15 protein-coding genes are annotated in these 14,822 nt (G+C 62.8%); 4 read left to right on the plus strand and 11 right to left on the minus strand.

Going from position 1 to position 14,822, the window contains the following annotated elements; translation table 11 throughout:
* The first annotated feature begins 13 nt into the window (after positions 1–13).
* Positions 14–904, plus strand: a complete 891-nt coding sequence (locus ACOSV0_RS01225; protein WP_434108201.1) for an alpha/beta fold hydrolase — start codon at positions 14–16, stop codon at positions 902–904.
* 131 nt (positions 905–1,035) lie between these two features.
* Here ACOSV0_RS01225 and ACOSV0_RS01230 read toward each other — a convergent pair whose 3' ends face one another.
* Positions 1,036–1,506 (minus strand): Lrp/AsnC family transcriptional regulator, encoded by a 471-nt coding sequence (locus tag ACOSV0_RS01230; RefSeq protein WP_434108202.1) that lies wholly within the window; start codon positions 1,504–1,506, stop codon positions 1,036–1,038.
* 114 nt (positions 1,507–1,620) lie between these two features.
* Here ACOSV0_RS01230 and ACOSV0_RS01235 point away from each other — a divergent pair, with 114 nt between their 5' ends.
* Positions 1,621–2,520 carry a DMT family transporter gene (locus ACOSV0_RS01235; RefSeq protein WP_434108203.1) on the plus strand — a complete coding sequence of 300 codons (900 nt, stop codon included), beginning with the start codon at positions 1,621–1,623 and terminating at the stop codon, positions 2,518–2,520.
* Positions 2,521–2,859: 339 nt separating this feature from the next.
* Here ACOSV0_RS01235 and ACOSV0_RS01240 read toward each other — a convergent pair whose 3' ends face one another.
* The 6 genes from ACOSV0_RS01240 to ACOSV0_RS01265 form a co-directional block, all read right to left on the minus strand.
* Positions 2,860–3,780 (minus strand): MBL fold metallo-hydrolase, encoded by a 921-nt coding sequence (locus ACOSV0_RS01240; protein ID WP_434108205.1) that lies wholly within the window; start codon positions 3,778–3,780, stop codon positions 2,860–2,862.
* On the minus strand, positions 3,777–4,298 hold the full coding sequence (locus ACOSV0_RS01245) for a MaoC family dehydratase (RefSeq protein ID WP_434108207.1): 522 nt from the start codon (positions 4,296–4,298) through the stop codon (positions 3,777–3,779). The genes ACOSV0_RS01240 and ACOSV0_RS01245 overlap by 4 nt, the downstream gene beginning before the upstream one ends.
* Entirely contained in the window at positions 4,295–4,522 is a 228-nt protein-coding gene (locus tag ACOSV0_RS01250) for a DUF1289 domain-containing protein (RefSeq protein WP_434108208.1), read from the minus strand. Before ACOSV0_RS01250 ends, ACOSV0_RS01245 begins: the two co-directional genes overlap by 4 nt.
* 4 nt (positions 4,523–4,526) lie before the next feature.
* Positions 4,527–5,048: a YbaK/EbsC family protein gene (locus tag ACOSV0_RS01255; RefSeq protein WP_434108209.1), complete on the minus strand. Its 522-nt coding sequence runs from the start codon at positions 5,046–5,048 to the stop codon at positions 4,527–4,529.
* Between the two features lie 86 nt (positions 5,049–5,134).
* Positions 5,135–6,061 (minus strand): hydroxymethylglutaryl-CoA lyase, encoded by a 927-nt coding sequence (locus ACOSV0_RS01260; RefSeq protein ID WP_434108210.1) that lies wholly within the window; start codon positions 6,059–6,061, stop codon positions 5,135–5,137.
* Between the two features lie 143 nt (positions 6,062–6,204).
* Positions 6,205–7,146 (minus strand): 2-hydroxyacid dehydrogenase, encoded by a 942-nt coding sequence (locus ACOSV0_RS01265; RefSeq protein WP_434108211.1) that lies wholly within the window; start codon positions 7,144–7,146, stop codon positions 6,205–6,207.
* Positions 7,147–7,427: 281 nt separating this feature from the next.
* On the opposite strand from ACOSV0_RS01265, the gene ACOSV0_RS01270 reads away from it, so the two are divergent.
* Together ACOSV0_RS01270 and ACOSV0_RS01275 are read left to right on the plus strand one after the other, a co-directional pair.
* Positions 7,428–8,030 (plus strand): RBBP9/YdeN family alpha/beta hydrolase, encoded by a 603-nt coding sequence (locus tag ACOSV0_RS01270; protein ID WP_434108212.1) that lies wholly within the window; start codon positions 7,428–7,430, stop codon positions 8,028–8,030.
* A gap of 94 nt (positions 8,031–8,124) precedes the next feature.
* Positions 8,125–9,150, plus strand: a complete 1,026-nt coding sequence (locus tag ACOSV0_RS01275) for a sulfate ABC transporter substrate-binding protein (protein ID WP_434108213.1) — start codon at positions 8,125–8,127, stop codon at positions 9,148–9,150.
* 152 nt (positions 9,151–9,302) lie between these two features.
* On the opposite strand, the gene bioB is transcribed toward ACOSV0_RS01275, so the two are convergent.
* The 4 genes from bioB to bioA are packed head-to-tail and all read right to left on the minus strand — an operon-like array spanning position 9,303 to position 13,690.
* Positions 9,303–10,394, minus strand: a complete 1,092-nt coding sequence (gene bioB, locus ACOSV0_RS01280; RefSeq protein WP_434108215.1) for a biotin synthase BioB — start codon at positions 10,392–10,394, stop codon at positions 9,303–9,305.
* A 34-nt stretch (positions 10,395–10,428) separates the two neighbouring features.
* Entirely contained in the window at positions 10,429–11,160 is a 732-nt protein-coding gene (bioD, locus tag ACOSV0_RS01285) for a dethiobiotin synthase (RefSeq protein ID WP_434108217.1), read from the minus strand.
* On the minus strand, positions 11,157–12,341 hold the full coding sequence (bioF, locus tag ACOSV0_RS01290; RefSeq protein WP_434108218.1) for an 8-amino-7-oxononanoate synthase: 1,185 nt from the start codon (positions 12,339–12,341) through the stop codon (positions 11,157–11,159). The genes bioD and bioF overlap by 4 nt, the downstream gene beginning before the upstream one ends.
* Positions 12,341–13,690 (minus strand): adenosylmethionine--8-amino-7-oxononanoate transaminase, encoded by a 1,350-nt coding sequence (gene bioA / locus ACOSV0_RS01295; protein WP_434108219.1) that lies wholly within the window; start codon positions 13,688–13,690, stop codon positions 12,341–12,343. The genes bioF and bioA overlap by 1 nt, the downstream gene beginning before the upstream one ends.
* Positions 13,691–14,822 lie beyond the last annotated feature (1,132 nt).

Below are 14,822 nucleotides of genomic sequence, written 5' to 3' on the forward strand. Positions count from 1 at the left end.
CAAGAGACCCGCTATGGCCTTCGAGGATTTCACGCCCTTTCGCGTCGCCGTGGGCGACGTCGATATTTTCGGAGTGAAGGGCGGGGCAGGTCCGCCCCTTCTGCTGCTGCACGGCCACCCGCAGTCGCATCTGATCTGGCAACGCTGCGCTGCGCAACTGGCCGAGCACTTCACCGTCATTGCGACCGACTTGCGCGGCTACGGCGCCTCGGGCAAACCGCCGAGCGACGCCGACCACACGCCGTATTCCAAACGCACGATGGCAGCCGATCAGGTCGCCGTGATGCGCCACTTCGGCTTCGAACGATTCCTCGTGTGCGCCCATGATCGCGGCGCCCGCGTCGCGCACCGGATGGCGCTCGATCATGCCGACGCCGTCGAGCGTTTGATGCTGCTCGACATCGCGCCGACGCTCGCGATGTACGAAGCCACCGACCGCGCCTTCGCCACGCTTTACTTCCACTGGTTCTTCCTGATCCAGCCCGAGCCGCTGCCTGAGACCCTGATCGGCGCGAATCCGGCCGCCTATGTCGATGCGGTGATGGGCGGCCGTCACGCGGGCCTGGCGCCATTCGCGCCCGAAGCGCTCGACGCCTATCGCAGCGCGCTGGCGCAACCCGGCGCCGTACATGCGATGTGCGAGGACTACCGGGCGTCGGCGAGCATCGACCTCGAACACGACCGTGCCGACATCGAGCGCGGCCACAAGATCGGCTGTCCGCTGCGTGTGCTGTGGGGCGATAAGGGGGTGATCGAGAAGTGCTTCGACGCGCTGGCGGAATGGCGTCACGTGGCGCGGGACGTGAGCGGACGCTCATTGCCGTGCGGACATTACATTCCCGAAGAGGCGTCGGACGAACTGGTCGCGGAAATGCTGTCGTTCTTCGAAGCGGTCGAACAGTAAGCGGTTCTGGTCATACGCCATGTAGCGGCCGGCTTGCCAGTGTGCGGCTCTGCCGCCGTTGTCTTCAGCCACGCTATACGGCGACGATTTCGTTCAAGCGCGACGAGACGCGACCTGGCCGCGCGTATCGCTCAGCCTAGCGGCGGCAGGCGGCGCGCGACCGGCGTCGACTTGACGATTGCGGTGCTGGTTTCCGCGCGCTCGGTGACCTTCGACAGAATCTCGTCGAGCTGCTCGATCGAATGCAGATAGAGGCGGCAGATGAAACAATCGTCGCCCGTCACCTTGTCGCATTCGACAAATTCCGGAATCCGCCGGATCACGTCTTCCACCAGATGCAACTGCCCGGGCATGGGCTTCACGCGCACGATTGCCTGTAACGTGAAGCCGAGCGCGCGCGGGTCGATCTGCACGGTGAAGCGTTCGATCACGCCTTGCGCCTCGAGTCTTCGGACGCGTTCTGCCGTACTGGGTGCCGAAAGGCCAACCAGACGGGCCAGTTCGCTGACTGGCTGACGGGCGTCCACCGCCAGCGCGGCGAGCAGCGCGCGGTCGGTTTCATCGAGTGTCGCGGGTGTGGCAGGAGCAAGGCGTTTAGTCATGATGGCCTTCGATTATTAGGTTTCCTCGCGGGAAGTCATAAGTTTAGCCATGTATTCGACCGAATGAATTAATTACACTGCTTCTCATGCAGGAATCAATTCGAGGATCGAATCATGGCGTCAAATGAAATTCGCCGCGGCGCGGCGGAAATGACCATGGCCATGCTGATGTCCGGCACCATCGGCTGGCTGGTGGTGTCGTCACAGCAGAGCCCGTTCAATGTGGTGTTCTTTCGCTGCATCTTCGGCGGCGCGACGCTGGCGCTCGTGTGCGCCGTACTCGGCCTGTTCAGGCGCAAGCTCTTTTCCTGGAAGATGCTCGGCCTCGCGCTGCTCGGCGGCGCGGCGATCGTCGTCAACTGGGTGTTGCTGTTCGCGGCTTATTCGCGTGCTTCGATTTCGATGGCAACCGCCGTCTACAACACGCAGCCGTTCATGCTGGTCGCGCTCGGCGCGCTGGTGTTTCGTGAGCGCATCAGCGCGTCGACGGTCGCCTGGCTCGTGGTCGCGTTTATTGGCCTCGTGTTCGTGGTGAAGGTCGAGCCGGCGGTGCTGGCGGTGCCGGGGCAGTATCTGGTCGGCGTCGCCTATGCCGTGGGCGCGGCGGCCATGTATGCGGTCTCGTCGATCATCACGAAGCGCCTGAAGGGCACGCCGCCGCATCTGATTGCGCTGATCCAGGTGTCGCTCGGCGTCGTGATGCTGGCGCCGTTCGTGCGCTTCGATGCGTTGCCGACTAGCGGCGTGCAGTGGCTCGAGTTGATCGTGCTCGGGATCGTCAACACGGGGCTCATGTACGTGCTGCTCTACGGCGCGATCCAGAAGCTGCCGACCTCGATGACCGGCGCGTTGTCGTTCATTTACCCGGTGGTGGCGATCATCGTCGACCGGGTCGCGTTCGGACAGACGCTCGCATGGATTCAGGTGCTCGGCGCGGTGCTGATCCTGGTTGCGGCCGCCGGCGTGAATCTCGGCTGGCGGATCGTGCCTCAGAAACGGCTGTCTTCGACCTGATGCAAGGGCCGCGGTGCGGACGGATTGCCCGGCAATGCTATGGATTCCGGAGCAACCGCCGTGCTGCTTTGTTCATCTGGACGGACCAATGACGCCGAACTCGCGCGACTACGGGGCTTCGTAGCGGGGCTTGTATGCGGGTTTACAAGGCGGCGTCAAGCTTCTGTAGGGAAATCACTGATGCGGTCAAAAAACCGGCACGCGTATGATTCAGTTCGACGCTGATCACGTCCGACAGAATTTCCGCCGCTCGCCTTTATAGTCGAGCGGCTTTCTTTTTGTGGTGACGGTTTTGGTGTTTTCGCGTGTGCACGCGGCTTACCGCCGGTTCCTTGCACGTCACGCCGGGCGCGCGACAATGCGCTCTCCATCGATTTCCAATGGCCCGTTTCTGGCCGCCAGTTCCTCGACGATCGTGTGCACCAACGTGGACCATTCGCCACGCGGCTTGAGCATGGCCGCGGCGGCGCGCATCACGGCGGCATCGTCGACCATTTGCAGCAACGTGTCGAAGCGCATCGCGCGGACGTCGAGCAGCTTGAACACGATCAACACCTTCAACGCATTTTTCGCATTCCGCGCGGGATCGGCGCGCAGCCACGCGACGCGCGAAAACGCCCGTTCAAGCGCCTGTTCGACATTCGTGAAGGGCGAGCCATGCCCGGGAATCACGAGCCGCACGTCGAGCTTCGCAATGGCTTCGAGCACCGCCTGTTCTTCGGCGAAACCGCTTTCACCTTCCAGCTCGGGAAATATCACGCCGAAGCCGTTTTCCCACAGCGCGTCCGCGCTGATCAGAATGCGCTCGTCCGGGCAATACAGCATCAACGAATGCGGATCGTGGCCCGGTGCGCCGAGCACTTGCCAATCGAGCGCGCCGAGCCGCAATTGCGCGCCGGGCGCGATCGTTTCGGTGAAGGTAAAGCGCTCGCAATGCTGACCGGTGGCGCGAAACGTTAGACGGGCTTCGTCCCAGTCGCGCACCGCATCGGCTTCCGAGGCGGGAATCGCGGTGCGGCACGGCCATGCCGACTGCAAGAGCGCGTTGCCGCCGCAGTGGTCCGAATGCAGATGCGTGTTGACGATCAGATCGAGCGGCCGCGCGCCGATCGTCTGCCTGACCAGCGCGAGGGTTTGCGGCGCGTGCGTCGCGTAACCGGTGTCGACGAGTGCCGCGCACGTGTCGTCGACCAGCAGCACATTGTTCGACGACAGCCAGCCGCGTTCGAAGACCCGGATCGATGCCGGTAGCGTGATCATGATGTGCTTGTGCCCGCGTTTTTACCCGCGTTGGTGCTCGCGTTTGTGTCCACGCGTGTGTCCGCGCCCGAATGCGCCGACGCTTCCGGTTTCGGCATCACAAGAATGGTCGACGTGCCGATCAACATGGTGTCGCCGCGCTGATTCACCACGGTTCCTTCGAGATGCGTCAGATCGCCGTTCAGACTCGGCTTCCAGTAAGCGTCGCGCACCCGCCAGGTGATCGTCAGCGTATCGTTCGCGTGGACGGCTTTCTTCAGCTTGATATCGAACTCCAGTCCGAGCGGTTGCGCGTAGGTCGAAAAATGTGTCGCCAGCAGCGCCATGAAATACGCGGTGGGCTGCGTGCCGGACGCGATCAAACCACCGAAGCGGCTTTGCGCGGCGTACGCATCGTCGTGATGCAACGGGTTGAAGTCGTTGACGAGCGTGGCGAACGATTTGACCGATTCGGCCGATAGTTCCAGCGTCGAGCTGAACGTTTCTCCGATCTTCACGATACGCGGCGCTGCGTTCATCGTTGTGCCTTTGCCTGCTTCGCCATGAACTCCGCGTGGCGCTCCTCGATGGCGTCCCAGACCGCGCGCTTCGCGTCGTCGTCGAACAAAGACCAGCCGGCGATTTCGTCGATCGTGCGCAGGCAGCCTTCGCACCAACCGGTCGACGCGTCCATCCTGCACACGCTGATGCACGGTGACGGCACGGCAGCCTCGTCGTCTTCGTTATCGATGCCCGCTGTCATGGCTTCACACCGTCTCGCGCAACGCCACGTCAAACACCGGCGCACCCGTCAACGTGATCAATTCCTGCGCCGTCAGATTGAACACCGCATGCGGATGACCCGCGGCGGCCCACAGGCTGTCCAGTTCAAGCAGATCGGCATCGATCAGCGTGACCGGCTCCGTGGCGTGGCCGATCGGGCAGACGCCGCCGATCGCATAACCCGTTTTCTCGCGGACGAACTTCGCATCCGCACGGCCGATCTCGCCGACTTGCGCCGCGACCTTTTTTTCGTCGACGCGATTCGCGCCGCTCGCGACCACCAGCACCGGCGCGTCGTCTTCGCGGCGGCGGAACAGGATCGACTTGGCGATCTGCGCGACCGAGCAGCCGAGACCGGCAGCGGCTTCGGCGGATGTCTTGCCGGTTTCCGGCAGCATCACGATCCGCCCCGCGTGGCCGCGTTCGCGCAACAACTGTGCGACGCGGCGCGCGGAATCGGGCAAGGCGGCGAGATCGTCGGAATCGAGAGAGGCGTGGTCCGTCATCGTTTCAGGTCCTGAATGATTTGGTGAAATGCGTGCGGGAATGAATGGCCGGGAGTTGCCAGAAGTTGCCCAACGCGTGGCGAACGTCAAACGCAGTTGGCCTGTTCGCTGCGTGCTTTGGCGAGCAATGCCTTGCCGGCGCGCGAGACGTTAGGCCGGCCGATCGACGTCGAAATGAAATCGCCGATCGCGACAACCTGCGCGAGGTCGATACCGGTTTCGATGCCGAGGCCGTTCATCAGATACAGCACGTCTTCGGTCGCAACGTTGCCGGTCGCGCCTTTCGCATACGGACAGCCGCCGAGCCCTGCCACGGAAGCGTGATAGATCTCGATGCCTTCCTGCAAGGCCGCGTAGATGTTCGCGAGCGCCTGACCATAGGTGTCGTGGAAGTGCCCCGACAGACGTTCGCGCGGGAAGACCTGGGTGACCGCTTCGAACACTTCGCGTGTGCGTTTCGGCGTGCCGACGCCGATCGTATCCGCGATATCGATCTCGTCGCAGCCGAGGGCTGCGAAACGTTCGACTACGTCGACCACCGACGCCACCGGCACTTCGCCTTGATACGGACATCCGAGCGCACACGACACGCTGCCGCGAATCCGCAGGCCGTGTTCTTTGGCCGCCTGCGCGACGGGCGCGAATCGATCGATGCTTTCCGCGATGCTGCAATTGATGTTCTTCTGCGAGAACGCTTCGCTGGCTGCGCCGAAGATCACGATCTCGTCCGCGCGCGCAGCGAGTGCGCCTTCGAAGCCGCGCAGATTCGGCGTCAGCACGGAGTAGATCGTGCCAGGGCGGCGCTCGATGCCGGCCATCACGTCGGCGCCGTCGGCCATCTGCGGCACCCATTTCGGCGAGACGAACGACGCGGATTCGACGTTGCGGAAGCCGGCCGCCGACAGGCGATTGATCAACTCGATCTTGATCGCGGTAGAGACGAATTCTTTCTCGTTCTGCAGTCCGTCACGCGGGCCGACTTCGACGATTTTGACGTGTTGGGGCAAGGCCATGATGTGTCTCCTATGTCGACCGGAGTTAGCGCTTCAGCGCTTGCTCCGGTCCCATGCAATGAGCCCGCGCGTGGCGGCGCTCCTTCAGATGAATTCGGTGGTGCTCAAAATCCGTTCTCGATATTTTTGCTCAGTACCCGTGCTCAGTATCCACGATCCATATCAACCACGCCGCTCACCGTTTCGCCGCGCATCAGCGCCGTGATTTTCCGTGCGACCTGCACGACGCTCTCCTCGCGTAACGTAAGCGCGGACATATGCGGCGTAATCGTGATGCGCGGTTCCCGCCAGAACAGATGATCGGCCGGCAAAGGTTCTTCGCGGAACACATCCAGCGTCGCGGCGGCGAGCTGGCCGCTTGCGAGTGCGTCGAGCAGATCCTGTTCGACCAGATGACCGCCGCGTGCAACATTGATCAGATAAGCACCCTTCGCGAGCTTCGAAAAGGTGCGTCGGTTCAGCACGTCGCCCGTATCCGGCGTGTGCGGCAGCAGATTCACCAGCACTTTCACGCCGTCGAGAAATGCGTCGAACTGCGCAACGCCTGCAAAGGTCGTGATGCCGTCGATGTGCCGCACACTGCGGCTATACCCGCGCACCGGCATGCCGAACGCCGCGACCGCTTGTGCGACATGCGATCCGAGCACACCGAGACCGAGCACGCCGACGGTGAAGGTCTCGCGCGGATGCGGATCGAGCACTTTCCAGCGGCGTTCGCTTTGCAGCGTCTGATATTCGTCGAAACGGCGCAGGTAGCGCAGCACCGCGTGCGTCACATACTCGGCCATTTGCAGGGCCATGCCGGTGTCTTCGAGCCGGATCAATTGGGCGCTGCGCGGCAACGTACCGGGCTGCTCGCGTTCGAGCCCGAGGATCGCATCGACGCCCGCGCCGAGATTGAAGATTGCGCGCAGACCGTCGCGGCCGGCCAGCATCTCACGCGGCGGGCGCCACACGACCGCGAAGTCGGCCGGGTCGGTGTCGCCCGGTTGCCATTCGCGCAGTTCCGCTTCCGGCAGCGCGCGGGCAAAGTCCTGAAGCCACGCGGCGGCGTCGGTGTCCTGCGTGTAGAAGACGATTTTCATACGGTCCGGAAGGCGCGTGCGTTGTCGAGTCGGATGGCGGGAAAGGCCCGAAAGTATGGCGGCCACGCTCGCGGCGCTTCAGACGACGCTTGCGGCATGGGGCCTCCTCGTTTTATGGACAGGCTTCATTCTACTTTTTCGACGCGAATCGCGCGCGTTTGCGCACGGGCGTGCGATTCTGGCGGCGCCTTCGCCCCATAACCAAAGCACAAAAACTTGGTTCACCCTTGCGGCGCCCGGCGGGACAATCATCTTCCGGATTCCCGCAGCGAGGGACAGACATGCTTTCATGCACCAAATCGACATGGCCGCCGCGGCTCGTCACCGTTCCCGGCCTGCACGGCAGCGAGGGCGCGCACTGGCAAACGTGGCTCGAGCGGCAGTTCGCGCGCTCGCTGCGCGTCGAACAGGCCGACTGGGACGCCCCGGACGTCGCCGTCTGGGCAAGGTCGCTGCGCGATCTGCTCGCGCGTGAGCGTGGACCGTTTGTGCTGGCCGCCCACAGCTTCGGTTGCCTCGCGACAGCGCACGCGTTGCAGCAGGCGTCGTATGCGAACGATGTGGTCGGCGTGCTGTTCGTCGCGCCTGCGAGCCCGGAGAAATTCTCCTTCGCCGGACCGTTCGACGCGCGGCGCCTCGGCGTGCCGTCGATTCTGATCGGCAGCGAAACCGATCCGTGGATGCCGCTCGCCGGTTCGCGCGATCTCGCGCAGCGGTTCGGCAGCGCGTTCGTCAATCTCGGCGACGCGGGACATATCAACACTGCGGCGGGATTCGGCCCGTGGCCGCGCGCCAAGTATTTCGTCGACACGCTGGTGCATTGCGCGGCGCCGCTGCGCTTTCGCGAGGAGTCGTTCGAAGTCGCACAGCACGCGTTTGTTTGAGCGCAAGTGAGCCAGTAAGCAATCCGTTAGAATCCCGCTTCACGCCGCGCGTTTGTGCGGCCACCGGTTTTCATCATCGATAAGCGGGGACAAGATGGCAGGCAAGACGGGGACATCGCGCTGGTTCGCAGCCGGCATGACGGCAATCACGCTCGCGCTCGGCGGCATCTCGACGGCGCATGCGGATACGTCGCTGCTCAACGTGTCGTACGACGTGACGCGCGAGCTGTACAAGGACATCAACGCCGGCTTCATCACGGCATACAAAGAGAGGAGCGGCGAGACCGTGTCGATTCGCCAGTCGCATGGTGCGTCGAGCGCGCAGGCGCTGTCGGTATTGCAAGGACTGCAGGCCGACGTCGTGACGATGAACCAGCCGAACGACATCGACCTGCTCGCCGAAAAGGGCCAACTGGTGCCCGCCAACTGGCGTGCGCGCCTGCCGGACGACAGCGCTCCGTACACCACGACGATGGTGTTCCTCGTGCGCAAGGGCAACCCGAAGCACATCAAGGACTGGGACGACCTCGCCAAACCTGGTGTGCAAGTAGTGATCGCGAATCCGAAGACGTCGGGTAACGGCCGCTATGCGTATCTGGCGGCATGGGGCTATCGCAAACAACATGGCGGTACCGATGCTCAGGCGGTCGACTTCGAAAAGGCGATCTTCAAGAACGTGCCGGTGCTCGATACGGGCGGCCGCGGCGCGACGACCACGTTCACGCAACGCGGTATTGGCGACGTGCTGGTGACGTTCGAAAACGAAGTGTCGCTGATCGACACGGGTGTGGGCGCAGGTAAGTTTGAAGCGGTGTATCCGTCGGTGAGCCTCCTGGCTGCGCCGCCGGTATCGATCGTCGATAAGGTGGTCGATAAGCGTGGCACGCGTAAGGAAGCGCAGGCGTATCTCGACTATCTCTGGTCGCCGGCTGCGCAGGAAATCATCGCTGAGCATCATCTGCGTCCGCGCGACAAGAACGTGCTCGCGAAGCACGCGTCAGAGTTCAAGCCGATCAAGACCTTCACCGTCGAAGAGATGTTCGGCAGCTGGCAGAAAGCGCAGCAAACGCATTTCTCCGATGGCGGGACGTTCGATCAGATCATCGTGGATAAGAAGTAAATCGCTGCGTCAGACGTAAAAAGGCCGCCTCGTTTCTGAACAGCACCCCAGGTAAGTTGGACATCTGTCCGACGAATCGAGGTGCCGTTCATTTCCGAGGCGGCCTTTTTTATGCGTGTGTTTGATCGCACACGCCTGGTACCCGCCGTGCTTTAGTTCGGCGCAGCGTGCGCGTTTTGCTCATGCGCGCAGCCATGCTCGCAGCCGCTCTGATCCAGCGGCATCTGCTGCGCCGCTTCCGCACGAATGCCAAGGCGTTCGAGCAGTTTGCGGTCCGCTTCGGCTTGCGGGTTGCTGGTGGTCAGCAACTGGTCGCCGTAGAAAATCGAGTTCGCGCCAGCCAGGAAACACAAGGCCTGCAACGCTTCGTCCATCTGCTCGCGGCCGGCCGACAGGCGCACCATCGCGCGCGGCATCGTGATGCGTGCAATTGCGATCGTACGGACGAATTCGAACGGATCGATTGCTTCGGTGCCGGTCAGCGGCGTGCCTTCCACTTGCACCAGGTTGTTGATGGGCACCGATTCCGGATACGGCTCCATGTTCGCCAGTTGCGCGATCAAACCGGCGCGTTCACGGCGCGATTCGCCCAAACCGACAATCCCACCGCAGCATACGTTGATGCCCGCATCGCGCACGCGCTCCAGCGTGTCGAGACGATCCTGATACGTGCGCGTCGAAATGATCTGGCCGTAGAACTCCGGCGACGTGTCGAGGTTATGGTTGTAGTAGTCGAGACCCGCTTCACGCAGACCTTGCGCCTGATGCGTTTCGAGCATGCCGAGCGTCACGCAGGTTTCGAGACCCATCGCCTTCACGCCGCGGATCATGTCCTTGATCGGTTCGAGGTGACGGTCCTTCGGATTGCGCCACGCCGCGCCCATGCAGAAGCGCGTTGCGCCGTTTTCCTTGGCGACCTTGGCGGCGGCCAGGACTTCGTCGACCGGCATCAGCTTGTCGGCTTGCAGTCCCGTATCGTGATGCACCGACTGCGGACAGTACGCGCAATCTTCTTCGCAGCCACCCGTCTTGATCGACAGCAGCGTCGACAGTTGCACGGTGTTGGCGTCGAAATGCTCGCGATGGGTTTGCTGCGCGCGGAACATCAGGTCGTTGAACGGCAGTTCGTACAACGCGACGATGTCAGCGACACGCCATTTGGCCACCGGCTTGACGCCTGCTGCAGCGTTGTTGTGGGCGGCGGCCGTGTCGGCTGGCGTCGGAGCGATGTTCAGTTGCGTCATGTCGTCAATCCTCGTGGATGGATGTAATGGGTTTTCAGCGCTGCGCGTGGCGCAGCGTCTGCAGGAGTCGGTTGATGTCGAGTTGATCTGCTGCGAGTTCGGGCGAAGCCGGGTTCAAATGCGGCACGATGCCGAGCAAGGGGGCGTCGTGTCCGCGTGCAAGATGCTCGCGAATCGAGGCGATGTTTTCATCGGGAAACGTCATGTCGGGATCGACGCGATTCGCCACCCAGCCGGCCAGCGTGAGGCCGCGTGCGGCGATCGCCTCGGCGGTGAGCAACGCATGGCTGATGCAGCCGAGGCGCATGCCGACCACCAGCACGACCGGCAGCTTCAGCGCGACGGCGAGATCGGCGGTGTCTTGCGTTGCGGTCAGCGGCACGCGAAAACCGCCGACGCCTTCCACCACGACGATCTCGGCTTGCTTCAAAGCTTGCGCATGACAATCGACAATGTGGCCGATATCGAACGTGACGTTTTCCAGTGCGGCGGCAATGTGCGGCGCGGCGGGTTCCTTCAACAGATACGGCGTACGAATCGCAGGCGGTAGCAGGACGCTCGATGCGGCGTCGAGTTGATCAGCGTCTTCGTTATGCAGCACGCCGTTCACTTCGAATGTGCCTGCGGCGATCGGCTTCATCGCGGCGGCTTGCAGACCTTCGCGAACAAAACCGCGCAGCAGCGCTGCGGACACGAAGGTCTTGCCGATTTCCGTATCGGTGCCGGTGACGAACAGGGAAAGCGCGCTTTGGCTCGAACCGATCATGCCGCTTTCGCCCCGAGTTGTTGCAAGCCTGTTTCGAGCCGGTCCAAATCAGCTTGCGAATGCGCGGCGGAAAGCGAAATGCGCAGTCGCGACGTACCCGCGGGCACGGTCGGCGGACGGATCGCCGGTACCCACAGACCCGCGCGATCGAGCGTGGACGCGATGTCGAGCGCGGCATCGTTCGCGCCGATGATCAGCGGTTGTACGGCAGTGTGCGAATCGACCGGCAGCCACGGCGTGGCTTTGAGCATCGCGCGCGTGCGTTCGATCAGTTGCCGGAGATGGGCGCGCCGCGCGTCGCCTTCTTCGCCGCCGATGATACGCAGACTCGCCGACACCGCATGCGCCGCAGCGGGAACCGACGCAGTCGTGAAGATATACGGACGCGCGCGCTGCACGAGCCATTCGATCACGGTCTCATGCGCGGCCACAAAAGCGCCCGATACCCCCGCGGCCTTGCCAAGCGTGCCGATCGAAATCAGATTCGGCGAGCGCAACGCGGCCTCTGCGATCGCACCGCGTCCTTGCGGACCGAGCACGCCGAAGCCGTGTGCATCGTCGACGATCAGCCATGCGCCGTGCTGTTCTGCAAGTTCGAGCAAACGCGTCAACGGCGCGATATCGCCGTCCATGCTGAACACCGTATCGGAGACGATTACTTTGACTTCGGCATCCGACGCGTCGAGCATCGCGCTCAGCGCTTCCATATCGCAGTGCGGATAGATCTGCACGTCGGCGCGAGACAGGCGCGCACCGTCGATCAGCGACGCGTGATTCAGCGCGTCGGAGAAGAGCGTCGTACCGCGGCCCGCGAGCGCGGTGAGCGTCGCGAGATTCGCCATGTAGCCGGTGCTGAAATAGAGAGCGCGCGCATTGTCGACGAAACCGCCGACGAATTCGGCCAGATCGTCTTCCAACTGCGCATGCGCGCGCGAGTGGCCACCGAGCAGATGCGAGCCGCCGCTGCCGGCGCCGTAGCGTTGCGCACCTTCAGCGATGGCAGCGATCAGTTGCGGATGTGCGGCGAGCCCGAGATAGTCGTTGCTGGCGAAGCCGATGATCGCGCGACCGTCGACCGTCATATGCGCGGCGCACGGCGTGTCGGCGATGCGGCGCCGGCGGCGCAGGCCGAGCTCGTCGATTTCCTTGAGGCCTTGTGTGAGCGTGTCGAGCAAGTGCATTAGCGGGTCTCCGCGAGCGTCGCTTCGAAGGTCTCGCGTGTGCGCGAGGCGAGCAGCGCGATTTCTTCGTCGTCGAGGATGTAGGGGGGCATCAGGTACACCGTGGTCGAAATCGGGCGCAGCAGCAGTTCACGCTGCAACGCGTTTTCGAAGAAGCGGCGCGAGAATGTTCTGGCTTGCTGAGCGTCGTCGATGATTGCGTCGAACGCGAAGATCGTGCCGCACTGACGCAGATTGCGCACCTGCTTGTGTTCGGCCAGCGGCGCGAGCGCGGCCTTCAGCTTCGCGGATTTTTGCGTGTTGACGGCGTGCACGTTGTCGCTTGCAAACAGATCGAGCGTGGCGAGCGCTGCGCGGCACGCGAGCGGATTGCCCGTGTACGAATGCGAGTGCAGGAAGCCGCGCGCGGTGTCGTCGTGATAGAAGGCGTCGAAGATTTCATCGCGCGACAACACGATCGACAGCGGCAGATATCCCCCGCTGATGCCTTTCGACAAACACAGGAAGTCAGGCCAGATACCGGCCTGTTCGCACGCGAAGAAGGTGCCGGTGCGTCCGCAACCGACGGCGATTTCATCGGCGATCAGATGCACGCCGTACTGATCGCAGAGCGCGCGCAAGCCGGCGATATACGACGCGTCGTGCATCGCCATGCCGGCCGCGCATTGCACCAGCGGCTCGACGATCAGCGCCGAGATTTTCGTGGCGCGTGCTTCGAACAACGAGCGAACCTGATCGAGCGCGCGGCGTGCCACGTCGGCGGCGGTTTCACCGGCCTGTGCGAGGCGCGCATCGGGCGACGCAACGACGTGCGCGTTGCGGATGAGCGGATCGTAGGCGTCTTTGAAGAGTGCGACATCGGTGACGCCGAGCGCGCCGATGGTTTCGCCGTGATAGCTGTTGGCGATGCAGACGAATTCCTGCTTGTCGGCGAAGCCGCGATTGCGCCACGAGTGGAAGCTCATTTTCAGCGCGATTTCGACGGCGGATGCGCCATCGGACGCGAAGAACGCGTGACCGAGCGTATTGCCGGTGAGTGCGCCGAGGCGCTCCGCGAGTTCGATGGCCGGTTCGTGCGTGCAGCCGGCGAGCATGGCGTGTTCGAGCGTATCGAGTTGGTCTTTCAATGCCGCGTTGATGCGCGGGTTGGCGTGGCCGAACAGGTTGACCCACCAGGAGCTGATCGCGTCCAGATACCGGTTGTTCGCGCGATCGTAGAGCCACGCGCCTTGACCGCGTGCGACCGGGATGAGCGGCAGGCGCTCATGATGTTTCATCTGGGTGCAGGGGTGCCAGACGGCACGCAGGCTGCGGGTGATCCAGTCTTCAGGGGATGCCGACTTTTCCAAAAGGTACTCCGAGGTGCTTTTTTGCCGTTGCACGGCTGGCTTTTTAGGGCCTTTTCATTCGTGTTGCGGTTTTTCTTTGCGCTGCGCGCGGCCTTGGGAAAGGCTTGCGGGGTCGAGATTAGCGGTTTATTTCGTGCTGCGCACTAGGGGCCTGGTTTGGTTTTTTGCCTGCGGCGTTGGGGTTTGGTGCTGTTCGATGCAGGTGGTTTCAGATTCGGTCTGAAGGTCGCTGATCGGCGGAGTTGACGACGTCAAAGTAGTTGGACCTTGTGGGCGGGAATTTGCTGTTAAGGGTGGGGGGTGGGTTGGTGGTGCTGGTTTGTTTGCCTACGGCGTTTGGGTTTGTTTGGTCTGGTTGTCTGCTCGGCGCTTATTGTTTGTGCGCCTGCGGCGTTGGCCTTTCCTTGAATTCTTATTGGTTTATTAGCGTCGCCCCTGTGCGGGGCAGGCACCTACTTTTCTTTGCCTGCTGCAAAGAAAAGTAGGCAAAAGAAAGCAGCTCACCCCGCCAGCTTATAAGCGGGTCCCCCGCGCAGCCACGGTAGTGGTGCATCTGGAATCCGTGTTCCCGCACATTCAGCGCCGGTGACAAAGGTGTCATCCGCTCCCACTCCGCACTGCGTGCGTCGCGGATGGGTCTGCATGGGAAACCAGCGGCTTCGTTTGGGTGCAGTGGAGATCATCGGCTTCGCCGCGGTGCGGATGAGTCTGCAGAGGAAGCTTGGGCTTCGGTTGAGACCTGTGACGGTCGCCTGCCTTGCTTCGGCGAATGCTGAGAAATATATCTGCTCGGAAAGTACCGCCCGGCACCGCGAGCGGGCGACAAGTCGCGATAGTGCGTGCAGGCGCGAACTCGCACTTCGGATGAAGCGCTGATGCATTGGAGAAACGTTGGGGATGCAGCGATGAGCCGCGGCGTCAAGCGCAGCCCGCGCGCGAAAACAATCAGACGGTTCCAGGACGTACGCGTCGGCGCGCGCAGCGCCGCCGGAAGAATGACTGCCTTGTCACCAGGGCCGAATGTGCGAGGGCACAGATTCCAGATGCACCACTACCGTGGCTGCGCGGGGGACCCGCTTAAGAGTTAGCGGGGTGAGCTGCTTTCTTTTGCCTACTTTTCTTTGCAGCAGGC

Source organism: Paraburkholderia caffeinilytica (assembly GCF_051027425.1).
Classification (GTDB): Bacteria; Pseudomonadota; Gammaproteobacteria; order Burkholderiales; family Burkholderiaceae; genus Paraburkholderia; species Paraburkholderia caffeinilytica_A.